The sequence below is a fragment of the Streptomyces sp. NBC_00620 genome (genome assembly GCF_026341825.1).
Classification (GTDB): domain Bacteria; phylum Actinomycetota; class Actinomycetes; order Streptomycetales; family Streptomycetaceae; genus Streptomyces.
In genome coordinates this window covers 722205-747647 of record NZ_JAPENY010000002.1, presented here as the reverse complement: position 1 = coordinate 747647, position 25443 = coordinate 722205, and the positions used below count along the sequence as shown (strand labels likewise).

Annotated in this window: 20 protein-coding genes and 3 rRNA genes; 8 read left to right on the top strand and 15 right to left on the bottom strand. The window is 66.8% G+C overall.

The genetic code is table 11. The features are described from left to right. Positions 1-62: 62 nt before the first annotated feature. Positions 63-1091: an HAD hydrolase-like protein gene (locus OG246_RS22535; protein WP_266466411.1), complete on the bottom strand. Its 1029-nt coding sequence runs from the start codon at positions 1089-1091 to the stop codon at positions 63-65. 72 nt (positions 1092-1163) lie between these two features. Here OG246_RS22535 and OG246_RS22530 point away from each other — a divergent pair, with 72 nt between their 5' ends. Further along, positions 1164-2456, top strand: a complete 1293-nt coding sequence (locus OG246_RS22530) for a DUF1015 domain-containing protein (RefSeq protein WP_266466409.1) — start codon at positions 1164-1166, stop codon at positions 2454-2456. Positions 2457-2521: 65 nt separating this feature from the next. On the opposite strand, the gene OG246_RS22525 is transcribed toward OG246_RS22530, so the two are convergent. The 6 genes from OG246_RS22525 to OG246_RS22500 form a co-directional block, all read right to left on the bottom strand. Further along, positions 2522-3397, bottom strand: coding sequence for a tetratricopeptide repeat protein (locus OG246_RS22525; protein WP_266470804.1), 876 nt, complete (start codon positions 3395-3397; stop codon positions 2522-2524). Then, positions 3289-4830: a hypothetical protein gene (locus OG246_RS42810; RefSeq protein WP_323178347.1), complete on the bottom strand. Its 1542-nt coding sequence runs from the start codon at positions 4828-4830 to the stop codon at positions 3289-3291. The genes OG246_RS22525 and OG246_RS42810 overlap by 109 nt, the downstream gene beginning before the upstream one ends. A 97-nt stretch (positions 4831-4927) precedes the next feature. Continuing rightward, positions 4928-5044: ribosomal RNA gene (rrf, locus tag OG246_RS22515) — 5S ribosomal RNA — on the bottom strand. Between the two features lie 138 nt (positions 5045-5182). Then, a 23S ribosomal RNA gene (locus tag OG246_RS22510) occupies positions 5183-8306 on the bottom strand. A gap of 320 nt (positions 8307-8626) precedes the next feature. Beyond that, positions 8627-10153 (bottom strand): 16S ribosomal RNA (locus OG246_RS22505). The 16S, 23S and 5S rRNA genes sit together here, the layout of an rRNA operon. A gap of 541 nt (positions 10154-10694) precedes the next feature. Further along, on the bottom strand, positions 10695-11336 hold the full coding sequence (locus tag OG246_RS22500) for a DNA-3-methyladenine glycosylase (protein ID WP_266466406.1): 642 nt from the start codon (positions 11334-11336) through the stop codon (positions 10695-10697). Positions 11337-11503: 167 nt separating this feature from the next. Here OG246_RS22500 and OG246_RS22495 point away from each other — a divergent pair, with 167 nt between their 5' ends. The 3 genes from OG246_RS22495 (at position 11504) to OG246_RS22485 (ending at position 13522) form a co-directional block, all read left to right on the top strand. Next, positions 11504-12289: a sporulation protein gene (locus tag OG246_RS22495; RefSeq protein ID WP_266466403.1), complete on the top strand. Its 786-nt coding sequence runs from the start codon at positions 11504-11506 to the stop codon at positions 12287-12289. A 41-nt stretch (positions 12290-12330) separates the two neighbouring features. After that, a complete protein-coding gene (locus OG246_RS22490) occupies positions 12331-12870 on the top strand; it encodes a YbhB/YbcL family Raf kinase inhibitor-like protein (RefSeq protein WP_266466400.1) in 540 nt (179 codons plus the stop codon). 145 nt (positions 12871-13015) lie between these two features. After that, a complete protein-coding gene (locus OG246_RS22485) occupies positions 13016-13522 on the top strand; it encodes an HNH endonuclease (protein ID WP_266466397.1) in 507 nt (168 codons plus the stop codon). 69 nt (positions 13523-13591) lie between these two features. On the opposite strand, the gene OG246_RS22480 is transcribed toward OG246_RS22485, so the two are convergent. The 3 genes from OG246_RS22480 to OG246_RS22470 all read right to left on the bottom strand — a co-directional run bounded on the left by OG246_RS22480 (position 13592) and on the right by OG246_RS22470 (position 15980). After that, a complete protein-coding gene (locus OG246_RS22480) occupies positions 13592-14530 on the bottom strand; it encodes an SPFH domain-containing protein (protein WP_266466395.1) in 939 nt (312 codons plus the stop codon). Positions 14531-14660: 130 nt separating this feature from the next. After that, the gene (locus OG246_RS22475; protein ID WP_266466393.1) at positions 14661-15095 is read right to left on the bottom strand and encodes an NfeD family protein; all 435 of its coding nucleotides are present in this window, start codon (positions 15093-15095) and stop codon (positions 14661-14663) included. Between the two features lie 93 nt (positions 15096-15188). Beyond that, entirely contained in the window at positions 15189-15980 is a 792-nt protein-coding gene (locus OG246_RS22470; RefSeq protein ID WP_266466391.1) for an ABC transporter ATP-binding protein, read from the bottom strand. A gap of 121 nt (positions 15981-16101) precedes the next feature. Between OG246_RS22470 and OG246_RS22465 the strand changes: the two genes are divergently transcribed. Beyond that, positions 16102-16890, top strand: coding sequence for a hypothetical protein (locus tag OG246_RS22465; RefSeq protein WP_266466388.1), 789 nt, complete (start codon positions 16102-16104; stop codon positions 16888-16890). Between the two features lie 210 nt (positions 16891-17100). On the opposite strand, the gene OG246_RS22460 is transcribed toward OG246_RS22465, so the two are convergent. From OG246_RS22460 to OG246_RS22445, 4 genes are all read right to left on the bottom strand, one after another. Then, positions 17101-17340 (bottom strand): chaplin, encoded by a 240-nt coding sequence (locus OG246_RS22460; RefSeq protein ID WP_266466385.1) that lies wholly within the window; start codon positions 17338-17340, stop codon positions 17101-17103. 195 nt (positions 17341-17535) lie between these two features. Then, the gene (gene chpE / locus OG246_RS22455; RefSeq protein ID WP_266466382.1) at positions 17536-17784 is read right to left on the bottom strand and encodes a chaplin ChpE; all 249 of its coding nucleotides are present in this window, start codon (positions 17782-17784) and stop codon (positions 17536-17538) included. Between the two features lie 144 nt (positions 17785-17928). After that, positions 17929-18570, bottom strand: coding sequence for a response regulator transcription factor (locus tag OG246_RS22450; protein WP_266466379.1), 642 nt, complete (start codon positions 18568-18570; stop codon positions 17929-17931). Beyond that, on the bottom strand, positions 18563-19708 hold the full coding sequence (locus OG246_RS22445) for a GAF domain-containing sensor histidine kinase (protein ID WP_266466377.1): 1146 nt from the start codon (positions 19706-19708) through the stop codon (positions 18563-18565). Before OG246_RS22445 ends, OG246_RS22450 begins: the two co-directional genes overlap by 8 nt. A gap of 189 nt (positions 19709-19897) precedes the next feature. Between OG246_RS22445 and OG246_RS22440 the strand changes: the two genes are divergently transcribed. From OG246_RS22440 to OG246_RS22430, 3 genes are all read left to right on the top strand, one after another. Next, positions 19898-20593 carry an SDR family oxidoreductase gene (locus OG246_RS22440; RefSeq protein ID WP_266466375.1) on the top strand — a complete coding sequence of 232 codons (696 nt, stop codon included), beginning with the start codon at positions 19898-19900 and terminating at the stop codon, positions 20591-20593. Next, a complete protein-coding gene (locus OG246_RS22435; protein ID WP_266466373.1) occupies positions 20590-21711 on the top strand; it encodes an S-adenosylmethionine:tRNA ribosyltransferase-isomerase in 1122 nt (373 codons plus the stop codon). The genes OG246_RS22440 and OG246_RS22435 overlap by 4 nt, the downstream gene beginning before the upstream one ends. Before the next feature lie 299 nt (positions 21712-22010). Then, positions 22011-22760 carry a transglycosylase SLT domain-containing protein gene (locus OG246_RS22430; RefSeq protein WP_266466370.1) on the top strand — a complete coding sequence of 250 codons (750 nt, stop codon included), beginning with the start codon at positions 22011-22013 and terminating at the stop codon, positions 22758-22760. Positions 22761-22840: 80 nt separating this feature from the next. Here the strand turns inward: OG246_RS22430 and OG246_RS22425 are convergent, their stop codons facing one another. Continuing rightward, complete coding sequence (locus tag OG246_RS22425) at positions 22841-25330, bottom strand: FHA domain-containing protein (protein WP_266466367.1); 2490 nt, start codon at positions 25328-25330, stop codon at positions 22841-22843. Positions 25331-25443 lie beyond the last annotated feature (113 nt).

The following is a 25443-nucleotide window of genomic DNA, read 5'->3' as shown; positions in this document are numbered from 1 at the left end:
TTGCTCCCCCTGCCGCTCTCCTGGCCGCTCTCCTTGTCGCGCCTGCTGAGCCCTCTGCGCGCTCAGAGCCCCAACCGCGCCAGCGCCTTCCCCCCGTCCAGCTCGCACGCCCCGTCGCCGGCCGCCGTCCACGCCGCCGCGCACAGCGCCCGCAGACCGTCTAGGGCCTCCCCGTCGCCCTCCAGCTCCAGCCGCTCGCTGCCGGCCGTCGCGGTCCAGCCGCCGCAGCGGAAGCCCCCGGCCGCCTCGACGACCTCCGGCTGCCCGGTGAGCAGACCGCGCAGATCGGCGTCGACGTACGTCGGCCGGTGCTGCGGCGGAGCGGCGAGCAGCTGGGCGCCGTCCGTGACGCCGGTCAGCACGAGCAGCGAGTCCACCTCGCCGTTGAACGCACCCTCGATGTCCGTGTCCAGCCGGTCGCCGACCACCAGCGGTCGCTCGGCCCCGGTCCGCAGAATCGTCTCCCGGTGCATCGGGGGCAGCGGCTTCCCCGCCACCTGCGGCTCGGCGCCCGTGGCGATGCGCACGACCTCCACCGCCGCGCCGTTGCCCGGAGCGATCCCGCGTGCGCTCGGGATCGTCAGATCGGTGTTGGACGCGAACCACGGAACCCCGCGCGCGATGGCGTAGCACGCCTCCGCGAAGCGCCCCCAGGGCAGATCCGGGCCACCGAACCCCTGGACGACAGCAGCAGGATCGTCATCGGCCGACTCGACCGGTTCGAGCCCGCGCTCACGCAGCGCGACCCGCAGCCCCTCCCCGCCGATGACCAGCACACGCGCGCCGGCGGGCACCTGCTCGCTGATGAGCCGTGCCGCGGCCTGCGCCGAGGTGATGACGTCGGAGGCCCCGGTCGGTATCCCCAGCTCCGTGAGGTGCTCGGCCACCACGTCCGGCGTCCGCAGCGCGTTGTTCGTGACATAGGCGAGACGCATCCCGCCCGAACGGGCCGTGCCGAGGGACTCAACCGCGTACGCGATCGCGTTCCCGCCCGCGTACACCACCCCGTCCAGATCGAGCAGAGCCGTGTCGTACGCCTCACTCAGGGCCTGTGCACTGCCCTCGGGCCGCGTCCTGACGGTCTGACTCATTCCGCATCGCTCCTCGTTCGATCCCTTTGCCCCGATCATCGCGCATGCCACTGACACACTTACGATGCCTGAATGAACTATGCAGGTCCCGCGCACGTACCCGCACGCATGGGCCTTGATCTGAACCCCTTCCGGGGCCTGCGCTACGACCCCGACCGGGTCGGCAGCCTGGCCGCCGTGACCTCACCGCCGTACGACGTCGTCGTGCGGCCGGACGGTCTGCTGCACCTCGAATCCGCGGACCCGCACAACATCGTCCGGCTGATCCTCCCGCAGGACTCCACCCCCACCGCGCGCAACCAGCAGGCGGCCGAAACCCTGCACCGCTGGCTGTCCGAGGGCGTCCTCACCACCGACACCGAGCCGGGTCTGTACGTCTACGAACAGCGCGACGGCGACGGCATGCTGCAACGCGGCATCATCGGCGCCCTGCGCCTGTCGGAGCCGGCGGACGGCGTCGTCCTCCCCCACGAGGACGTGATGCCGCACGTCATCGCGGACCGCGCGGCCCTGATGCGCGCCACCTCCGCCAACCTCGAACCCCTGCTGCTGACCTACCGCGGCAACGGTTCCCGGGTCGGCACCGCTGCCGTCATCGAGCGCACCGCCCAGCACCCGCCGCTCCTGTCGACCACCACGGAGGACGGTTTCAGCCACCGCCTGTGGGCGGTCACCGACCCCGCAGACCTGGCCGAGATCCAGACAGATCTCGGTCACCACCAGGCCCTCATCGCCGACGGCCACCACCGCTGGGCGACGTATCTGCGTCTACGCGCGGAGCACCCCTCCCCCAGCCCGTGGGACTACGGCCTGGTCCTCCTGGTCGACACCACGCGCTACCCGCTCCGAGTCCGCGCGATCCACCGCCTCCTGCACCGCCTGCCGGTCGCCGACGCGCTGGCCACCCTCACCGGCTCCTTCCGCATACGCCACCTCGACGTCCCCCTCTCCGAGGCCCTGGACGCCCTGGCCGCGGCAGCCGCGGACGGAAACGCCTTCCTCCTTGCCGGCGACGGCGCCTTCCACCTGGTCGACCGCCCGTCCCCCGACCTCCTCGCCCGTACGATCCCGGGTGACCACCCCGAGGCCTGGCGCACCCTGGACGCGACGGTCCTGCACGCCACGCTCCTCGAACACGTCTGGGGCATCCCCGAGGACTCGCCCGAGCACATCGCCTACATCCACGACACGGCGGCCACGGTGGACAAGGCGGAGCGCGACGGCGGCACGGCAGTCCTGATGCACCCGGTCCGCGAGGACGTCGTACGCGACCTGGCCCGCCAGGGCGTCACCATGCCCCGCAAGTCGACGTCGTTCGGCCCGAAACCGGCCTCGGGCCTGGTACTGCGGGCACTCGCGCGCTGAAAACGCGGACGGGCGGAACCCCTTCCGGAGTCCCGCCCGTCCGCGTCTACGTCTTTTGCGTGGCGTCAGTCCTGAGCCGCGCTCTTGGAGCCATCCTCGTCATCGCCGGCGTCGACCTCGGCCGACGTCTGCTCGTCCTGCGAAAACTCGTCCTCGGGCTCGATGTCGTCCTCGGGCTCGATCACTGTGTCGATCTCGACCTCGGCCGGCGCCTCCACCTCGGTCACAGTCACCGTCACCGTCTCCGACTCGTCCTCATCCTCGACGAGCGCGTCGACGAACTCGACGCCGTCCAGCTCAGCGAGCCGGTCGGAGGCGTCCGTGCTGCCGTCCTTGTCGGACTCGATGGCCTTCGCGAACCACTCGCGCGCCTCGCCCTCGCGACCGGCGGCGAGCAGCGCGTCGGCGTACGCGTAACGCAGGCGCGCGGTCCAGGGCTGCGTCGAGTTCGAGGCGAGCTCGGGGCTCTGGAGGGTCACGATGGCGGCGTCGATCTGCCCCATGTCACGCCGCGCACCGGCGGCCACGAGACGCATCTCGACCTGTCCGGCCTTGTCCAGCTTGTGCACCTCGGGCGCACCGGCCATCTCCAGCGCCTTCTCGGGCCGGCCAAGACCGCGCTCGCAGTCCGCCATGACCGGCCAGAGGTCCACGCCACCGGTCATACGGCGCGCGGCCCGGAACTCGGCAAGCGCCTCGCTGTACTTCTGGCTCGCGTACGCGGCGAAACCGGCCGCCTCACGTACGGCGGCGACACGCGACGCCAGACGCAGGGCAACCTTCGAGTAGCCGTACGCTCCCTCGGGGTCCTCGTCGATGAGCCGGGCGACCATCACCAGGTTCTTGGCGACATCCTCGGCAAGCCCCTTCGGGAGGCTCTGCAGTTCCTGCCGTACGTCCTTGTCGATCTCGTCGCCGGTGACGTCCTCGGGGATCGGCAGTCGCTTGATCGGCTCACGGTCCCGGTCACGGTCGTCACGGAAACCGCCACCACCGCGCCGGTCGTCACCACGCCGGTCGTCCCGGCCTCGGAAGCCACCGCCAGCGGGGCGACCGCCTCTGTCGTCACGACGCGGGGCAGCACCGCGGTCGTCACGACCACGGAATCCGCCGCTTCGGCTGTCGCTTCGGCTGTCGTCGCGGCGGAACGCCGGACGGTCGTCCCTGCGGTCGTCACGACGGGCATCGCCACGGTTGTCGTCCCGACGGAAGCCACCACGGTCCCCGCTGTCACGCCGGTCGTCACGCCGGAACCCACTGCCTCCGCGGTCGTCATCACGACGCGGAGCACTGCTCGGACGCTCATCGCGACGGAAGCTGCTGCCGCCACGGTCGTCATCACGACGGGGCCCACCGCTGGGACGGTCGTCACGACGGAACCCGCCGCCACGGTTGTCATCACGCCGGAAGCCACCACGGTCCCCGCTGTCACGCCGGTCGTCACGACGGAAGCCGCTCCCTCCGCGGTCGTCATCACGACGCGGAGCACTGCTGGGACGATCGTCACGACGGAAAGCCGGACGGTCTCCCTCACGACCGCTTCCACGGTCATCACGACGCGGGCCACTCGGGCGATCACCGCCCCGGAACGGCGGGCGATCCCCGTCGCGACGGAATCCGCCGCTTCGGCTGTCGCCTCGGCTGTCGTCGCGGCGGAACGCCGGACGGTCGTCCCTGCGGTCGTCACGACGGGCATCGCCACGGTTGTCGTCCCGACGGAAGCCACCACGGTCGCCGCTGTCACGCCGGAACCCACTGCCTCCGCGGTCGTCATCACGACGCGGACCGCTGCTCGGACGATCGTCACGACGGAAGCTGCTGCCGCCACGGTCGTCATCACGACGGGGCCCACTGCTGGGACGATCGTCACGACGGAACCCGCCGCCACGGTTGTCATCACGGCGCGGGGTGCTGGGACGGTCATCCCGGCGCGGGCCACCGCTGGGACGATCGTCACGACGGAAAGCCGGACGATCCCCCTCACGACCGCTTCCACGGTCATCACGACGCGGGGCGCTGGAACGATCGTCACGCCGGAACGGCGGACGCCCACCGCGGTCGCCCTCCCGCCGGTCGTCGCGGCCGCGGAATCCGCCGCCACCACGGTTGTCGCCGCCACGGTTGTCATCACGGCGGTTGTCATCACGGCGCGGGGCCGCGGGACGGTCATCCCGACGGAAACCGCCACGGTCGCCGCCACTCCTGTCGTCGCGCCGGCCCTGACCCCCGCGGTCGCCTTCACGGCGATCACTGTCGCGGGGCGGGCCCGCGCGGTAGCCTCCGCGGTCACCACTGTCCCGGCGTCGCTGGTCGCGCTCCGGTCGCTCATCGGGAGAGTTGGTGGACATGGTGACTCCTGTCTTCGGTACCGCAAGTCATTCTCGCGCAGCCGGGTACCCGGCGCGCTTCGGAAAAACAAAAAAGGACCTCTAGCCCCAGCGAGTCGCTGGGACCAGAGGTCCTCAAGATTTGTTCGGCGGCGTCCTACTCTCCCACAGGGTCCCCCCTGCAGTACCATCGGCGCTGTGAGGCTTAGCTTCCGGGTTCGGAATGTAACCGGGCGTTTCCCTCACGCTATGACCACCGAAACCCTTTCAGACACCCCGCCGCAAAAGCGAGGCCTCGAACGGGCAGCGAACAAGCACACTTTTCAATTGAATTAGTGAAACTGTTCAGCCAGCACAACCGTTCGTTGTCTGGGAACTACACAGTGGACGCGAGCAACTGAGGACAAGCCCTCGGCCTATTAGTACCAGTCAGCTTCGCCCATTACTGGGCTTCCACATCTGGCCTATCAACCCAGTCGTCTACTGGGAGCCTTAACCCCTCAAGGGGGTGGGAATACTCATCTCGAAGCAGGCTTCCCGCTTAGATGCTTTCAGCGGTTATCCCTCCCGAACGTAGCCAACCAGCCATGCCCTTGGCAGGACAACTGGCACACCAGAGGTTCGTCCGTCCCGGTCCTCTCGTACTAGGGACAGCCCTTCTCAATATTCCTGCGCGCGCAGCGGATAGGGACCGAACTGTCTCACGACGTTCTAAACCCAGCTCGCGTACCGCTTTAATGGGCGAACAGCCCAACCCTTGGGACCGACTCCAGCCCCAGGATGCGACGAGCCGACATCGAGGTGCCAAACCATCCCGTCGATATGGACTCTTGGGGAAGATCAGCCTGTTATCCCCGGGGTACCTTTTATCCGTTGAGCGACGGCGCTTCCACAAGCCACCGCCGGATCACTAGTCCCGACTTTCGTCCCTGCTCGACCCGTCGGTCTCACAGTCAAGCTCCCTTGTGCACTTACACTCAACACCTGATTACCAACCAGGCTGAGGGAACCTTTGGGCGCCTCCGTTACTCTTTAGGAGGCAACCGCCCCAGTTAAACTACCCATCAGACACTGTCCCTGATCCGGATCACGGACCCAGGTTAGACATCCAGCACGACCAGACTGGTATTTCAACGACGACTCCACCTGAGCTGGCGCTCAAGCTTCACAGTCTCCCAGCTATCCTACACAAGCCGAACCGAACACCAATATCAAACTATAGTAAAGGTCCCGGGGTCTTTCCGTCCTGCTGCGCGAAACGAGCATCTTTACTCGTAGTGCAATTTCACCGGGCCTATGGTTGAGACAGTCGAGAAGTCGTTACGCCATTCGTGCAGGTCGGAACTTACCCGACAAGGAATTTCGCTACCTTAGGATGGTTATAGTTACCACCGCCGTTTACTGGCGCTTAAGTTCTCAGCTTCGCCACCCCGAAGAGTGACTAACCGGTCCCCTTAACGTTCCAGCACCGGGCAGGCGTCAGTCCGTATACATCGCCTTACGGCTTCGCACGGACCTGTGTTTTTAGTAAACAGTCGCTTCTCGCTGGTCTCTGCGGCCACCCCCAGCTCAAGCAGCAAGTGCTATCACCGGTGATGGCCCCCCTTCTCCCGAAGTTACGGGGGCATTTTGCCGAGTTCCTTAACCATAGTTCACCCGAACGCCTCGGTATTCTCTACCTGACCACCTGAGTCGGTTTAGGGTACGGGCCGCCATGAAACTCGCTAGAGGCTTTTCTCGACAGCATAGGATCATCCACTTCACCACAATCGGCTCGGCATCAGGTCTCAGCCTTAATGTGCGACGGATTTACCTATCACACGGCCTACACCCTTACCCCGGGACAACCACCGCCCGGGATGGACTACCTTCCTGCGTCACCCCATCACTCACCTACTGCAGGTCTGGTCCGTCGGCTCCACCACTCCCCTTTGCCCGAAGGCTCCGGGGCGGCTTCACGGACTTAGCATCGCCTGGTTCAATGTTTGACGCTTCACAGCGGGTACCGGAATATCAACCGGTTATCCATCGACTACGCCTGTCGGCCTCGCCTTAGGTCCCGACTTACCCTGGGCAGATCAGCTTGACCCAGGAACCCTTAGTCAATCGGCGCACACGTTTCTCACGTGTGTATCGCTACTCATGCCTGCATTCTCACTCGTGAACCGTCCACCACTAGCTTCCGCTGCGGCTTCACCCGGCACACGACGCTCCCCTACCCATCCCAGCCCCCGTTGGGGGTATGTGCTGGAATGACACGACTTCGGCGGTACGCTTGAGCCCCGCTACATTGTCGGCGCGGAATCACTAGACCAGTGAGCTATTACGCACTCTTTCAAGGGTGGCTGCTTCTAAGCCAACCTCCTGGTTGTCTGTGCGACTCCACATCCTTTCCCACTTAGCGTACGCTTAGGGGCCTTAGTCGATGCTCTGGGCTGTTTCCCTCTCGACCATGGAGCTTATCCCCCACAGTCTCACTGCCGTGCTCTCACTTACCGGCATTCGGAGTTTGGCTAAGGTCAGTAACCCGGTAGGGCCCATCGCCTATCCAGTGCTCTACCTCCGGCAAGAAACACACGACGCTGCACCTAAATGCATTTCGGGGAGAACCAGCTATCACGGAGTTTGATTGGCCTTTCACCCCTAACCACAGGTCATCCCCCAGGTTTTCAACCCTGGTGGGTTCGGTCCTCCACGACCTCTTACAGCCGCTTCAACCTGCCCATGGCTAGATCACTCCGCTTCGGGTCTTGAGCGCGCTACTAAATCGCCCTATTCGGACTCGCTTTCGCTACGGCTTCCCCACACGGGTTAACCTCGCAACACACCGCAAACTCGCAGGCTCATTCTTCAAAAGGCACGCAGTCACGAGAGTGCATGCAAGCATGCACTCCGACGCTCCCACGGCTTGTAGGCACACGGTTTCAGGTACTATTTCACTCCGCTCCCGCGGTACTTTTCACCATTCCCTCACGGTACTATCCGCTATCGGTCACCAGGGAATATTTAGGCTTAGCGGGTGGTCCCGCCAGATTCACACGGGATTTCTCGGGCCCCGTGCTACTTGGGTGTTTCTCAAACGAGCCGTTGACGTTTCGACTACGGGGGTCTTACCCTCTACGCCGGACCTTTCGCATGTCCTTCGCCTACATCAACGGTTTCTGACTCGTCTCACGATCGGCAGACCGTGAAAGAGAAATCCCACAACCCCATATACGCAACCCCTGCCGGGTCTCACACGCATATGGTTTAGCCTCATCCAGTTTCGCTCGCCACTACTCCCGGAATCACGGTTGTTTTCTCTTCCTGCGGGTACTGAGATGTTTCACTTCCCCGCGTTCCCTCCACATACCCTATGTGTTCAGGTATGGGTGACAGCCCATGACGACTGCCGGGTTTCCCCATTCGGAAACCCCCGGATCAAAGCCTGGTTGACGGCTCCCCGGGGACTATCGTGGCCTCCCACGTCCTTCATCGGTTCCTGGTGCCAAGGCATCCACCGTGCGCCCTTAAAAACTTGGCCACAGATGCTCGCGTCCACTGTGCAGTTCTCAAACAACGACCAACCACCCGTCACAACCCGCCGAAGCAGATTTTCACCGGGGCCGGCACTGAAGATCCAGACTCAAAGTCCGTACCCTCAGACACCCAACAGCGTGCCCGGCACCCTCGCCACTCATGATCAGCTTTCCACGCTCCCTTGCGAGAGCAGTACTTGCAGCCCGAGATGACTGAGAGTGCCGAATAATCAACGTTCCACCCATGAGCAACCAGCACCGGACGTACGCCGATGTACTGGCCCTGGACCACCAGACAATGCCTGGCGGCCTAGATGCTCCTTAGAAAGGAGGTGATCCAGCCGCACCTTCCGGTACGGCTACCTTGTTACGACTTCGTCCCAATCGCCAGTCCCACCTTCGACAGCTCCCTCCCCACAAGGGGGTTGGGCCACCGGCTTCGGGTGTTACCGACTTTCGTGACGTGACGGGCGGTGTGTACAAGGCCCGGGAACGTATTCACCGCAGCAATGCTGATCTGCGATTACTAGCAACTCCGACTTCATGGGGTCGAGTTGCAGACCCCAATCCGAACTGAGACAGGCTTTTTGAGATTCGCTCCGCCTCGCGGCATCGCAGCTCATTGTACCTGCCATTGTAGCACGTGTGCAGCCCAAGACATAAGGGGCATGATGACTTGACGTCGTCCCCACCTTCCTCCGAGTTGACCCCGGCAGTCTCCTGTGAGTCCCCATCACCCCGAAGGGCATGCTGGCAACACAGAACAAGGGTTGCGCTCGTTGCGGGACTTAACCCAACATCTCACGACACGAGCTGACGACAGCCATGCACCACCTGTACACCGACCACAAGGGGGGCACCATCTCTGATGCTTTCCGGCGTATGTCAAGCCTTGGTAAGGTTCTTCGCGTTGCGTCGAATTAAGCCACATGCTCCGCTGCTTGTGCGGGCCCCCGTCAATTCCTTTGAGTTTTAGCCTTGCGGCCGTACTCCCCAGGCGGGGAACTTAATGCGTTAGCTGCGGCACCGACGACGTGGAATGTCGCCAACACCTAGTTCCCACCGTTTACGGCGTGGACTACCAGGGTATCTAATCCTGTTCGCTCCCCACGCTTTCGCTCCTCAGCGTCAGTAATGGCCCAGAGATCCGCCTTCGCCACCGGTGTTCCTCCTGATATCTGCGCATTTCACCGCTACACCAGGAATTCCGATCTCCCCTACCACACTCTAGCCTGCCCGTATCGACTGCAGACCCGGGGTTAAGCCCCGGGCTTTCACAACCGACGCGACAAGCCGCCTACGAGCTCTTTACGCCCAATAATTCCGGACAACGCTTGCGCCCTACGTATTACCGCGGCTGCTGGCACGTAGTTAGCCGGCGCTTCTTCTGCAGGTACCGTCACTTTCGCTTCTTCCCTGCTGAAAGAGGTTTACAACCCGAAGGCCGTCATCCCTCACGCGGCGTCGCTGCATCAGGCTTTCGCCCATTGTGCAATATTCCCCACTGCTGCCTCCCGTAGGAGTCTGGGCCGTGTCTCAGTCCCAGTGTGGCCGGTCGCCCTCTCAGGCCGGCTACCCGTCGTCGCCTTGGTGAGCCACTACCTCACCAACAAGCTGATAGGCCGCGGGCTCATCCTTCACCGCCGGAGCTTTTACCCCCACCCATGCGGGCAGGAGTGTTATCCGGTATTAGACCCCGTTTCCAGGGCTTGTCCCAGAGTGAAGGGCAGATTGCCCACGTGTTACTCACCCGTTCGCCACTAATCCACCCCGAAAGGCTTCATCGTTCGACTTGCATGTGTTAAGCACGCCGCCAGCGTTCGTCCTGAGCCAGGATCAAACTCTCCGTGAATGTTTTCCCGTAATCGGGACGACACCACGAGAGCGGAACCGAGGAGAGGAATAATCCCCACGGTCCACAGCGTCCTCGCTGATGTTTTACTTCAAAGGAACCTCGTCCCAGCCATGATGACTGGAGACGGGGTATCAACAAACTTGGCGTTGATTTTTGGCACGCTGTTGAGTTCTCAAGGAACGGACGCTTCCTTTGTACTCACCCGAGAGACTCTCTCAGGCTTTCCTCCGGGCAGTTTCCCTTCGGTCTTGCGTTTCCGACTCTATCAGACTCTTTCGTGTCCGATTCCCTGTCGGCGGGTTTATCTCGGGCCTTTGAGCGCTTTCGCGTTCCGGCCTTTCGACATTCACTACGTTAGCCGATTCCCTCCGCAACTCATAATCGAGTTCCGCGAGTTCGAATTACGGCATGCAGGCACGCCGAATTCGCCCCCGCCGAGGGGAGTCGTAGGTAGTGGGTTGGCCGCTCTCGGCTGCTGGCTGAACGCCGTAACCGGTTCAAGCGGCTCGGGCTACATTACGGACCCCCCAGGGGCGAGTCAAGTTCGGGGACGCCGGGGCGTATGGGCCCGATAAGGGCTCACCGTCGGGTCGTTGTCGATCCAAAAGCGCCACGGGTGCACGCCACCGTCGCCGGCCACGCCCGTGCGGGGACCGTTGCGTACCTGGTCGGAGTGGACGGGAGTGCCCGTGAGGAGGGTCAGCGGAGCGCCCTCGGGAGCGCAGGCGTCGGTGCCGTCGAGGGTGCGGTCCACGTCCAGGGCCGTGGCCAGGCGGGCGGGCCCTTTGGCCAGTTCCTTGTCATTTCGGGCTGAGAGTCGACGTTTGCGGGCGAGTTCTGCACCCTCGGTGACCTCGCCGGCGCGGAGCAGGACCCCGCAGGGCATGCCCTCCGGACCGCACACCAGGTTCATGCAGAACCACATGCCGTAAGTGAAGTAGACGTACACGTGTCCGGGCGGACCGAACATCACGTCGTTGCGGGGTGTGCGTCCGCGACAGGCGTGGGAGCCGGGGTCGTTCGGGCCGTCGTACGCCTCGACCTCCGTGAGGCGGAGCTCGATCGGACCGTCCGGGGTGGTGCGTACAAGGGTGCGCCCCAGGAGGTCGGGGGCTACATCCAGTACAGGGCGGTCGAAGAACTCGCGTGTGAGGGGCGTACGGTCAGTGGCCGCGATCATGACGTCCGAGCGTAGTCCAGATGGGTGCGTGTCGGCGGGGTGGTCAGGGGGCGTCCCCCTTGCAAGGGTGAGGGCGCGGAACCGGCCGCGGTCGGATCGCGTTTGTAGGGATCAAGGGATCCGGACAGACACAGGACAGAACAGGCGTTGCCTGGGGAGGAAGTGACATGGGGTTCAAGCGGCTGCTTGCGAGCCTGGGGGCCGGTGGGGCTTCGGTCGAGACGGTGCTGACCGAGATCAACACCGTTCCGGGCGGCGTCGTCCAGGGCGAGGTGCGGATCCAGGGTGGGTCCGTGAACCAGGCGATCGAGGGTCTGTCGGTCGGTCTGCAGGCCAAGGTCGAGGTCGAGGGCCAGGACAACCAGGAGTACAAGCAGGACATCGAGTTCACCAAGCTGCGGCTCGGCGGGGCCTTCGAGCTGCAGGCGGGTGGCGTGCACGCCGTTCCCTTCGGGCTCGAGATCCCGTGGGAGACGCCGATCACAACGATCGACGGCCAGCCGCTGCGTGGGATGCACATCGGTGTGACCACGGAGCTGGAGATCGCGCGCGCCATCGACTCCAGTGACCTGGACCCGATCAACGTGCACCCGCTGCCCGCGCAGCAGGCGCTCCTGAACGCGTTCATCCAGCTGGGCTTCCGCTTCAAGAACGCGGACCTGGAGCGCGGTCACATTCGGGGTACGCGGCAGAAGCTGCCCTTCTACCAGGAGATCGAGTTCTTCCCGCCGTCGCAGTACCGCGGGCTGAACCAGGTGGAGCTGAGCTTCGTCGCGGACGACCGTGAGATGGACGTCATCCTGGAGATGGACAAGAAGCCGGGCCTCTTCAGTGAGGGCAGCGACTCGTTCCGTTCCTTCCAGGTGGGGCTGCACGACTACCAGGGCACGGACTGGGCCGCGTACCTCAACCAGTGGCTGTCGGAGGTCGGCAGCAAGCGCAGCTGGTTCTAGGCTCGGCCGGGAACCGTCACCACCGATCAGGAGGTACCGAGGTGACCGAGCTCAAGCGGCCGCCGCTCCCCCACGACTTCCATCCGCCCGTGCCGTCCTTCACGGTCGCGAGCGATGATGTCGAGCAGGGTGCGACGCTCAAGGACGCTCAGGTCTACGCGGCGGGGAACACCTCGCCGCAGTTGCGCTGGGAGGGCTTCCCGCCGGAGACCAAGAGCTTCGCCGTGACCTGCTACGACCCGGACGCCCCTACGGGGAGCGGGTTCTGGCACTGGACCGTGTTCGACATCCCGACGTCGGTCACCGAGCTGCCTGCGGGCGCGGGTACCGGCAAGTTCGAGGGGCTGCCCGACGGCGCGGTCCAGGTGCGCAACGACTACGGGTCCAAGGACTTCGGCGGCGCCGCGCCACCGCCCGGGGATCCGGCGCACCGGTATGTCTTCACGGTGTATGCCGTGGATCAGGAGAAGCTCGGTCCTGATTCGGATGCGTCGCCCGCGGTCGTGGGCTTCAATCTGCGGTTCCACACCCTGGCACGAGCCCAGCTGATCGCTGAGTACGCGGCACTCGCGGACAGCTGAGGGTTCACTGAACGTTTGCCCGTCTCTGGTCTTGGAAGTGATCAGAGGCGGGCATTTTTTATTGCGTTGTCCATCTCGGCGTGCCCGGCCAGAGTTGATCCAAGCCCGCCGGGGAGTGGGCTTGTGCGCATAGGAGGTGGGCTGGATGCGGGACACGCTGGTGCTGAATGCGAGCTTTGAGCCGCTGTCGACGGTGACGTTGAACCGAGCCGTCGTTCTCGTGCTGCAGGACAAGGCTGTCGTCGAGCAGGCCCACCCCGAACTCCGTATGCGCGGAGCCGCACTCGACATACCCGTGCCCCGGGTGATCAGGTTGTGCCGCTATGTCCGGGTGCCGTTCCGAAGACAAGCTCCGTGGTCGAGGCGCGGTGTGCTGATCCGCGACAGGCACAGGTGCGCGTACTGCGGGAGGCGGGCGACGACCGTGGACCACGTGGTGCCGAGGGCGCAGGGCGGTCAGGACTCCTGGCTGAACACGGTCGCCTCGTGCGCGGAGGACAATCACCGCAAGGCGGCCCGTACGCCGGAGCAGGCGGGTATGCCGCTGCTGCGGCAGCCGTTCGAGCCGACGCCGGCGGACGCGATGCTGCTGGCGCTTGGCCGGGACGACTTCGACGCGCTGCCGCAGTGGCTGGTGCAGCCGGCGGCCTAAACCGTCGTACGTGACTGGGGCCCACCTTCTTGTCGGAAGGTGGGCCCCAGTCACGTACAGGCGCGTTCGTCAGTCGGTGACGGACGGCTTCTCGCGGCGCTCGTTGCCTCCGCCGCCGCCCGAATTGCCGCCCATCGGGCCGAAGTTACCCATGGCGCCGCTGAGTCCCTTGAGCGCGTCGCCGATCTCGCTCGGCACGATCCAGAGCTTGTTGGCGTCGCCCTCGGCGATCTTCGGGAGCATCTGGAGGTACTGGTAGGCGAGGAGCTTCTGGTCGGCGTCTCCGGCGTGGATGGACTCGAAGACCGTACGGATGGCCTGGGCCTCGCCCTCGGCGCGCAGGGCGGCGGCCTTGGCCTCACCTTCGGCGCGCAGGATCGCGGACTGCTTCTCACCTTCGGCGGTGAGGATCGCGGACTGGCGGATACCTTCGGCGGTGAGGATCGCGGCGCGCTTGTCGCGGTCGGCGCGCATCTGCTTCTCCATCGAGTCCTGGATGGAGGTGGGCGGCTCGATCGCCTTGAGCTCGACGCGGTTGACGCGGATGCCCCACTTGCCGGTGGCCTCGTCGAGGACGCCGCGCAGGGCCGCGTTGATCTCCTCGCGGGAGGTGAGGGTCCGCTCGAGGTCCATGCCACCGATGATGTTGCGGAGCGTGGTGACGGTGAGCTGCTCGATCGCCTGGATGTAGCTGGCCACTTCGTACGTCGCGGCGCGGGCGTCGGTCACCTGGTAGTAGATGACGGTGTCGATGTTGACCACCAGGTTGTCCTGGGTGATCACCGGCTGCGGCGGGAACGGGACGACCTGTTCACGCAGGTCGATGCGGTTGCGGATCGAGTCGATGAACGGGACGACGATGTTCAGTCCGGCGTTCAGCGTCCGGGTGTAGCGGCCGAAGCGCTCGACGATCGCCGCGCTGGCCTGTGGGATCACCTGGATGGTCTTGATCAGGGCGATGAAGACCAACACCACCAGAATGATCAGGACGATGATGATCGGTTCCATCGTTGCTCCCCGTACCCTTCTCCGCTCGGTAATTCCTGAAGATCTTATGGTTGTTGAAGATCTTGCTGGACGAGTGTGACAGACAGTCGTCTGTGCTGTGGGGCGTTCGGTTCACTTGCGTAGTGCGAGGTCACATGACGATCGCCGTGGCTCCGTCGATGTCCACGACGTCCACCTCCTGGCCTACCTCGTAGGCCTGTCCGGAATCGAGGGAGCGCGCCGACCAGATCTCTCCGGCGAGCTTGATGCGGCCGTCGCCCGAGCCGTCGACCCGCTCGAGGACCACCGCCTGCCTGCCCTTCAACGCCTCAATGCCTGTGGCGAGTTGGGGCTGCTGGGCGCGGTGCCGGGCCGCGATGGGGCGTACCACCGCGAGGAGCGCGACCGACACGGCGGCGAAGACGACGACTTGGAGTACGACACCGCCTCCGAGGCCCGCTGTGACCGAGCCGGCGACGGCGCCCACCGCGAGCATCCCGAACTCCGGCATCGCGGTCACGACGAGCGGGATGCCGAGCCCGGCCGCGGCGATCAGCCACCACACCCATGCATTGATGTCGTCCACATGGTCATGGTAGGACCGCGGGTCCCGCCGCGGACAGGGCGCCGATCAGGTTGGAACACGCTTCTTACCGGGGGCTTCCCGAGGTTTGCGCGGTCAGGACATGGGCAGGCCCTGCGCGGTCCAGCGCTCGCCGACCTGCTCCACGACGAGCGGGAGGCCGAAGCAGAGGGAGAGGTTGCGCGAGGTGAGTTCGAGCTCCAGGGGGCCTGCGGCGAGCACCTTGCCCTGACGGATCATCAGGACGTGGGTGAAGCCGGGGGCGATCTCCTCGACGTGGTGCGTGACCATGATCATGGAGGGGGCGATCGGGTCGCGGGCGAGGCGGCCGAGGCGGCGTACGAGGTCCTCGCGGCCACCGAGGTCGAGGCCCGCGGCGGGCTCGTCGAGGAGCAGCAGCTCGGGGTCCGTCATCAGGGCGCGGGCAATGAGGGTGCGCTTGCGTTCGCCCTCGGAGAGCGTGCCGAACTTGCGGTCCAGGTAGTCGCTCATGCCGAGGCGGTCGAGGAAGGCGCGGGCACGCTGCTCGTCGACGTCCTCGTAGTCCTCGTGCCAGCCGGCGGTCATGCCGTACGCGGCCGTGAGCACGGTCTGCAGGACGGTCTGGCGCTTGGGGAGCTTCTCGGCCATGGCGATACCGGCCATGCCGACGCGGGGGCGCAGCTCGAAGACGTCGACCTTGCCGAGGGTCTCACCGAGGATGGTGGCGGTGCCCTGGCTGGGGAAGAGGTAGCTGGAGGCGAGGTTCAGAAGGGTCGTTTTTCCGGCGCCGTTCGGGCCGAGGATGACCCAGCGCTCTCCTTCCTTGACCGACCAGGAGACCTGGTCCACCAGAGCCCGGCCCTCGCGGACCACGGATACGTCCTCCAGCTCCAGTACATCGCTCATGAGCGCGTTGTCTCCCATTGCAGTCTCGGCCGTCGCTTACGTCTGTGGACGCAGCCCCCAGGGAAAACCTACGCCACCGGTCGGCCGCTCCATTCCATCGGTCGGTCCTTAGGGTGGAGGCATGCTCTCGGAACCACGCTCAGGACGACTGGCCGCATGGGGAAATGCCCTTTTGGCCGGACTTATTTCACCGGATGACGCGGTCCTCGCCATCGTCGGGGAGGACGCGGTGCACCGGGTCGAGGGGCTGCCGGGCGAGACGGGGCCGGTCGGTCTCACGCTCGCTCTGGGCAGACTGCGCGCGCTCGGGGCGACCGGGCTGCGGGTCGCGCTGCCCGCGCCGGGGCATCCGCTCGGGCTCAGCGGACCGCCGGAATTCAACGCGCGCGCCCTCGACGCCGAGGAGGCCGTTGTCTGTCACGGGGTGGCGCTCGGGCTCGTCCCCGAGGTGTACGAGGCCGGGCCCGCCGGCGATGTCCATGTCGAGGTCGTCTGGCACTGCCTCGCCGTGCGGGAGGCGCCGCCGGCCGATGTGCCGTCCCTCGGGGAGGCCGAGCGGGAGCTCGCGGAGGCGTTGCGTGACGCCACGGAGGTGTTGTCGCGGCTGGATGTGGCCGGGTCGGGGCCGGTTGCCGAGGCGGCGGTCGAGGCGTATCGGGCTCGGGCGGAGCGGGGGCGGGAGGTGCTTGCTCCGGGGTATCCGCCGCGTGCGGTACGGGTGTTGGAGCTTGCCCAGCGGGTGGGGCTGCTGATCTCTGTCGCTTACGAGAACGGGCATGGCGGGGCTGTGAGTGCGTCGGAGATTGCGGCTCGGGCGGAGGCGTTGCGGCCGGTGGAGCGGACGGGGCGGCGGGCGCAGGTTGCTGCGTACAACGCGTTTGTGGAGGAGCGGGAGCGGGGGGTTCGCTGAGGCGGTTGTTTCTTGGCGCCGGTTTCCCGTTGCCCGGCGTTGGGGCTGGGGTCGGGGTGGGTCGCGCGGCCCGGCGCTGTACGGGGTGCCGCTGTGCCCACCCGTGCCGCCCCTAGCGGCACGCATGCCCACAGCGGGGGCGGGCCGGGGGGTGAAAAGAGCCCCGCCGACCTGGTTCGGTCGCGGGGCTCTTTTTTGGTGGGGCGGAGTTCAGTCGTTCACGCCCGTGTTGCCGAACGCCGGGTTCAGGGCGCCGATCAGGTTGGCGGTGTTGCCCACGACGTTGACGGGGATGTGGATCGGGAGCTGGGCGACGTTGCCCGAGGCGACGCCCGGCGACTTCACGGCCGCGGCTCCGGCTTCCGCGTCGGCGACAGCCGCACCGGCAGAGGCGCCCGCGGCGATACCGGCGACGGTGAGGGCCACGGCGGCCTTCTTGGCGATGTTCATGAGAAGCGTTCCTCCTGCGTTTGCGGATCCGACCCGGCCGCGGGTCGTACGCTGAGCAACGCCTGAAACGTCCGGTATGGCACGGGAGGCCTCACCGAACTGCCCATTCGGTCCATTGGGCCGACGAGCGGACAACCTGACCGGCCCCCCGGGGCACCCGGGAGGCCGGTGGTCATGATCGGTCCGGTACGGACCTCAGTGGTTGACGCCGAGGTTGCCGAAGGCCGGGTTGAGAACGCCGATGACGTTCACGCTGTTGCCGACCGCGTTCACGGGGATGTGGACCGGGGCCTGGATGAGGTTGCCCGAGACGACGCCCGGCGAGCCCACGGCCTTGCCGTCCGCGTGCGAGCCACCGTCCGTGGCGGAGGCGAAACCGGCACCGGCGGCGACGAGGCCACCCGCCACCATCGTGACAGCTGCGGCCTTCTTCAGGTTCTTCACTTCTGAGCCCTCCTAGCGATCACTGCGGCAAGCGCCGCAGCACGCACTGGAGAACGGCCGAGATCCACAGAGGTTGCGCCATTCGGGGGACATACACACGACGGTATGAATCTCAGCCCGGAGCGAGACCCTCCGAATTGCCGGTCACCCGGCCGCACCGTGCCGTACGGCCCACAGCGCGGCCTGCGTACGGTCGGCGAGGTCGAGCTTCATCAGGATGTTCGAGACATGCGTCTTGACGGTCTTTTCGGAGAGGACGAGCGCGCGGGCGATTTCGCGGTTGGAGCGGCCGTCGGCGATCAGGCCGAGCACCTCGCGCTCCCGCTCGGTGAGTGAACCTCCTCTCCCCTGACCCGAGTTGACCTCCTCCTGGGACAGCAGGACACCCGCCACCTCGGGCTGGAGCAGGATGTGCCCGGCGTGCACGGAACGGATGGCGCCGGCGAGCGCCTCGGGGTCCACGTCCTTGTACACGTACCCGGCGGCGCCCGCGCGCAGGGCCGGGACGACCGTGCGCTTCTCGGTGAAGCTGGTGACGATCAACACCCGTGCGGGGTTGGTGAGTTCGCGGAGCTTGCGCAGCGCGTCGATGCCGTCCATGCCCGGCATCCTGACGTCCATGAGGACGACGTCGGGCTTCAACTCCTCGGCGCGGGCGACTCCTTCGGCGCCGTCGGACGCCTCCCCCACGACTTCGATGTCGTCCTGTATCTCGAGGAAGGTGCGCAGGCCCCGGCGGACCACTTGGTGGTCGTCGACAAGCAGCACCTTGATTGCGTCAGCCACCAGGGACCTCCATCTCGATCGTGGTGCCCTTTCCGGGCGCCGATTTCACGGTGAGCGTGCCGCCCACCCCGCTCGACCTGTCGCGCATGGACACCAGGCCCAGGTGACGTCCCGCACTGCGTATCACCGTCGGCTCGAAGCCGCTGCCGTTGTCGGTGACGCGCAGGACGGCGCCCTGTCCGTACCGCTCCAGGGTGACGTCGACCTGGGTCGCTCCGGAGTGCCGCAGGGCGTTGTGCAGGGCCTCCTGGGCGACGCGCAGCATGGCCTCCTCCTGGGAGGCGGGCAGCGCTCGTACGCCGCAGCTGCTGAAGGTCACACGCGCGGAATGGGCGCGGTCGAGGACCTGGATGTGGGTGCGCAGAGTGGCGACAAGACCGTCCTCGTCGAGGGCGGTGGGGCGCAACTCGACGACCGCTGCGCGCAGTTCGTCGGCCGCTTCCGCGGCGAGCGCGGCGACCTGCTGGAGTTCGCCCTTGGCGCGTGCCGGGTCGCGGTCGACGAGGGCCGCGGCGGCCTGTGCGGTGAGGCGCAGGGAGAAGAGCTTCTGGCTGACGGCGTCGTGGAGTTCATGGGCGAGCCGGGAGCGCTCCTCGGCGATGGTGAGCTCACGGCTGCGCTCGTAGAGGCGGGCGTTCGTCAGGGCGATCGCCGCGTGCTGGGCGAGGATCGTCAGGAGTTCCTCGTCGTCCTCGGTGAAGCCGCAACCGCCGTCCGGCTTGGGACAGTTCTTGTTCGCGAGGAAGAGCGCGCCGATGACCTCGTCGCCGTCCCGGATCGGCAGCCCCAGGAAGTCGGACATGTCGGGGTGGGCGCCGGGCCAGCCCTCGAAGCGGGGGTCCTTGCGTACGTCGGCGAGGCGCTCGGGGCGGGCCTCGTGGAGCATCGCGGCGAGGATGCCGTGCTGGCGCGGGAGCGGGCCGATGGCCTTCCACTGGGCGTCGCTGATGCCGTCGACGACGAACTGGGCGAAGCCTCCGTGGTCGTCGGGGACCCCGAGCGCCGCGTACTGGGCGTCGAGCAGCTCGCGGGCCGAGGCGACGATCGTCTTGAGGACGTCGCGCACCTCGAGGTGCCTGCTCATGGCCAGCAGCGCGGCACTCACCGCGTACAGGCCGGACCTGGGGCCTTGACTCATGACCCCAACGTACCGGCGGGGTGTGACAACCCGTATCCGACCTGTGGCTGCCGTCGCCTAGGCCGCTGGGCCTAGGGCAAAGGGCCCCGGATCTTCGCGACCCGCGTACGAGGCGGTGGGGGTGGTCCGGTTCCTAGGTTGAGGTCATCGCCGATCGGAGGCGGTCGAGGACGAGGGGACGTGTGGGTCATGCCGGTAGCGATCATCACGGGGGCTTCGAAGGGGCTGGGGCGGGCGCTCGGTGCGGCCCTGGCGGAGCGCGGCTGGGATCTGGTGCTCGACGCCAGGACCGCGGGGGTGCTGGAGGAGACGGCGGTGGCGCTGTCCGCGTACGGGACGCGGGTGGAGGCGCTGCCCGGGGATGTCACGGACGCCGGGCACCGCGGCGAGCTGGTGGCGGCGGCCCGGAAGCTCGGAGGCGTGGACCTGCTGGTGAACAACGCGAGCGCGCTGGGTGCCGAGCCGCTCGTACGGCTGGAGGGCCTGCCGCTGGACGGGCTGCGGCAGGCCCTTGAGGTCAACGTGGTCGCCGCGCTGGGCCTGATCCAGGAGGCGTTGCCCCTGCTGCGGGCCGCGCGGGCGGGCTCGGTCATCGACATCAGCTCGGACGCGGCCGCCGAGGCGTACGAGACGTGGGGCGGGTACGGGGCGTCGAAGGCCGCGCTCGACCATCTGTCGGCGGTGCTCGCCGAGGAGGAGCCGGGGCTGCGGGTCTGGGCGGTCGACCCCGGGGACATGGGGACGGACCTGTACGCGGCGGCCGTACCGGACGACGACGATCCGCGGCCGGCGCCGGACAGTGTGGTTCCGGCCTTTCTGCGGCTGCTCGACCAGCGCCCGGTGAGTGGTCGTTATGGTGCTCCCGCTCTGCTGGAGGCGCGATGACGACCGCGATGGGGGTCCCCCCGTTCGAGCGCAGCCGGGAGTGGGGCAGCGTTCCGGAGGAGCTGTCGGCCCGGGTGCCGGTCGAGCAGCGGGGGCCGGGGCTCGACCGGGACTCCGTACGGCTGCTCGTCTCGCGCGGCACCGATGTCTCGCACCACGGGTTCGTGGAGCTGCCGCGGCAGCTGAGAGCCGGGGACCTGCTCGTCGTCAACGTCTCCCCCACTCTGGCGGCGGCCGTCGACGGGAAGATCGGGCACGCGCGCGTGGTGGTGCATTTCTCCACGCGCGGTGATGACGGGCGGTGGGCCGTCGAGCTGCGGGATCCGGACGGAAGGGGCACCACGCGTGCGCGTGCGGGCGGGCCCGCGGGGACGGAGGTGCACCTCCCCGGGGACGCACGCCTCGTACTGGAGGAGCCGCTGGCCGCGCACAGTCCGCGGCTGTGGTGGGGGCGGATGTCGGACCCGGACGTGCCTCGGCTGCTGCGGCGGCACGGGCGTCCCGTTCGCTACTCCTATACGGAGAGGGACCAGCCGCTGTCCGTCTATCAGACGGTGTTCGCGCTGCCGTCCGCCGACGGCTCGGGCAGTGCGGAGATGCCGAGCGCCGCGCGGCCCTTCACACCGCGTCTGGTGGCGGAGCTGGTGAGCCGGGGTGTGCAGTTCGCGCCGATCACGCTGCACACCGGGGTCGCGTCGGCGGAGTCGCACGAGCCGCCGTACCCGGAGAGGTACGAGGTGCCTCCGGCCTCGGCGCGGCTGATCAACGCGGTGAAGGCGGGGGACGGCCGGATCGTCGCGGTCGGTACGACGGCCGTACGCGCCGTCGAGTCCGCGGCGGACGCCGACGGGGTGGTCCGGGCGCAGGAGGGCTGGACGGACCTCGTGGTGACCCCTGAGCGCGGTGTGCGGGTGGTCGACGGGCTGCTGACGGGGCTGCACGAGCCGGAGGCCTCGCATCTGCTGATGCTGGAGGCGATCGCGGGAGGGGCCGCGATCGACCGCAGTTACGAGGAGGCGCTGAGCGGGCTCTACCTCTGGCACGAGTTCGGGGACGTGCACCTCATCCTCCCGGACGAGACCCCTCACTCAGAGCATTGCTCCAGCAACTGCTGGTGAGACCGGAGCGCGGCCGGTGTGACCCCGCGCACGGGACGCACATCACGTACTAGGGGGCATAGGAGATAAAGGGGACGTACGTGAGCGGGAAAGGCATGACAGTCTGTCCCGATTTGCCCTTACAGGGTCCACTATCCGGCTTCGTACGTCACACCTTTGCCACAGGATTTTGCGACCGCTAAGAATGGCCACCGTCGCTCAGCGCCGCGGGTTTCCACCCCGCGGCGCTTGTTCCGGAAACACTCTGTCCCCACCGGACCGGGAGCGACCTCCGCGCTATTCGAAGAGGTCCATCAGTCATGCCCAAGAACACCACCACTCCTGGTCATAGTCCCAAGCTGACCAAGACCTACAAGCTTTCGATCGCCGGTGTCGCGACCCTCGGTGCCGCCGCCCTCGCCTTCTCCCTGGTGCCGGGCAACGCGGGGACCACCACGACCGACGCCGTCTCCTCGGCGAAGGTCGCCTACAGCGAGCAGCAGATCCAGGACGTGAAGGCCAGCGTCACCGACCAGCTGGCCGGCGCGGACCTGAAGGCCCAGGACATCGCGGCGAAGAAGGCCGCCGCCGACGCCGCCAAGAAGAAGGCCGCTGAGGCAGCGGCCAAGAAGAAGGCTGCCGCCGAGGCCGCCGCCAAGAAGAAGGCCGCCGAAGCGCGCGCGAAGGAGCAGGCCGCGAGCCGCTCCACCGCGCGCCTCGAGGTCGAGACCGTCGCTGTGAAGACGTACGCCAACAACCTCGACGGCTGGATCCGCGAGTCCCTCGCCATCATGGCGAAGAACGGCATCCCGGGTACGTACGACGGTCTGTACCGCAACATCATGCGGGAGTCGACGGGCAACCCCAACGCCATCAACGGCTGGGACGTCAACGCCCAGAACGGCACCCCGTCGATCGGTCTGCTGCAGGTCATCAAGCCGACCTTCGACGCGTACCACGTCGCCGGCACGGCCTGGAGCCAGTACGACCCGGTCGCCAACATCACCGCCGCCGCCAACTACGCGGCCGACAAGTACGGCTCGATCGACAACGTCAACAGCGCGTACTGAGGCCGGGCGCGGAGGTCTGACACGTACGCCGAAGGGCGGCACCCCAGCCGGGGTGCCGCCCTTCAGTCGTGTCCGCGCGCTTACTTGCGCATGACCTCGGGCTCGTGGCGGCGCAGCAGGCGTGCGACCACGAAACCGCAGATCACGCCGATTCCGATCAGCACACCCATGTCGATGAACCACTGACTCAACTCGTGTTCCCACAGCGGGTCGCCCTTGCCGGGCTCCCAGGGCAGCAGGACGTTCAGATCCGCCGTCGTACCCGCCGCGGCGACCGCCCAGCGCGCGGGCATCAACCAGGCGAGCTGCTCGACGCCGACCTTGTCGTACAGCTGGAAGAGGCAGCCGGTGAAGACGACCTGGACGATCGCGAACATCACCAGCAGCGGCATGGTCTTCTCGGCCGTCTTCACGAGCGCCGAGATGATCAGGCCGAACATCATCGCGGTGAAGCCGAGCGCCATGATCGGAAGGGTGAGTTCGAGGGCGGGCGAGTTCTTCAGCAGCAGGCCCTCCTTCGGCAGCTTGTCGCCGAGCGAGAACAGGCCGATGGCACCCATGATGGCGCCCTGCAGGGCGGTGATCACGCCGAGCACGATGACCTTGGACATCAAATACGCCGAGCGGGACAGGCCGGTCGCCCGCTCCCGTTCGTAGATCACCCGTTCCTTGATCAGCTCGCGCACCGAGTTGGCCGCGCCGGAGAAGCAGGCGCCCACCGCGAGGATCAGCAGGATCGTGCTGCCGTCCCGGTTCGAGAACGGCGGATTTCCGTTCTTCGGGCCGAGGGCGAGACCGAAATCAGCCGGGATGAGCACGCTCACGACGCCGAGGACGGCGGGCAGGATCACCATCAGGCCGAGGAAACCCTTGTCCGACACGATCACCGACACATAGCGCCTGATCAGCGTGGACAGCTGGGACAGCCAGCCCTGCGGCTTCGGCGGGCGCATCGCCTGCGGCGGCGGCATGTGCACCGACTGCGCGGCGACGGCGTCGATGTCCGCGGCGTACATCTGGAAGTGCTGCGAGCCCTTCCAGCGGCCCGCCCAGTCGTACTCGCGGTAGTTCTCGAAGGAGGAGAAGACGTCGGCCCAGGTCTCGTAGCCGAAGAAGTTGAGGGCCTCCTCGGGCGGACCGAAGTACGCCACCGCACCGCCAGGCGCCATCACCAGGAGCTTGTCGCAGATCGCCAGCTCTGCCACGGAGTGCGTGACGACGAGGACCGTACGGCCGTCGTCGGCGAGGCCGCGCAGCAGCTGCATGACGTCGCGGTCCATGCCCGGGTCGAGGCCGGAGGTCGGCTCGTCCAGGAAGATCAGCGACGGCTTGGTGAGCAGCTCCAGGGCCACGGAGACACGCTTGCGCTGGCCACCGGAGAGGGAGGTGACCTTCTTCTCCTTGTGGATGTCCAGCTTCAGCTCGCGCAGCACCTCGTCTATGCGGGCGTCGCGCTCCTGCGCCGTGGTGTCGGCGGGGAAGCGGAGCTTGGCCGCGTACTTGAGGGCCTTCTTGACGGTCAGTTCCTTGTGCAGGATGTCGTCCTGCGGGACCAGACCGATGCGCTGGCGCAGCTCGGCGAACTGCTTGTACAGGTTCCGGTTGTCGTAGAGGACGTCACCTTCGTTGGCCGGGCGGTAGCCCGTGAGCGCCTTCAGGAGCGTCGACTTGCCGGAGCCCGAGGGGCCGATGACCGCGACGAGCGACTTCTCGGGTACGCCGAAGGAGACGTCCTTGAGGATCTGCTTGCCGCCGTCGACGGTGACCGTCAGGTGGCGGGCCGAGAAGGAGACCTCACCGGTGTCGACGAACTCCTCGAGGCTGTCGCCGACGAGGCGGAACGTCGAGTGGCCGACGCCCACGATGTCGTTCGGGCCGAGCAGCGCCGAGCCGCCCTTGGCGATCGGCATACCGTTGACGTACGTGCCGTTGTGCGAGCCGAGGTCGCGGATCTCGCAGCGCCCGTCGGGCGTCGCGTGGAACTCGGCGTGGTGGCGCGAGACCTGCAGGTCCGAGACGACCAGCTCGTTCTCCAGGGCACGGCCGATGCGCATCACACGGCCGAGCGAGAACTGGTGGAACGTGGTCGGGCTGCGGTCGCCGTAGACCGGCGGCGCCCCCGCGCCTCCACCGGGTCCCTGCTGCTGCGGGATGTTCGCGCCCTGCTGCGGCCGCTGCCAGCCCTGCTCCGGAGCCTGCTGCTGCGGCGGCTGCTGAGCCCAGCCGGGGCTCGCGCCCTGCGCCGCGAACGGCTGCTGCGGCTGCGCGACGGCGGCCGCGGTGCCGGACAGTTTCAGGCGCGGTCCGTCGGTCGCGTTGCCGAGGTGCACGGCCGAGCCGGGGCCGATCTCCATCTGGTGGATCCGCTGCCCCTGCACGAATGTGCCGTTGGTGCTGCCGTGGTCCTCGATGACCCAACTGCGGCCGTCCCAACTGATCGTCCCGTGCCGCCAGGAAACCCTGGCGTCGTCGAGCACGATGTCCCCCTGCGGATCACGTCCGAGGGTGTATGGCCTGGACGCGTCGAGCGTCCAGGTCCTTCCATTCAATTCCAGTACGAGTTCCGGCACTCCATGCCCCACTGAGTTGTCCCCCGAAGTTGCCCCATCACAGGGAGTCTAGGGATGTCGAACATCGTGGGGAACTATTTCAGTTGGAGCCCCCTGACCGAAAGTCGGGCCTT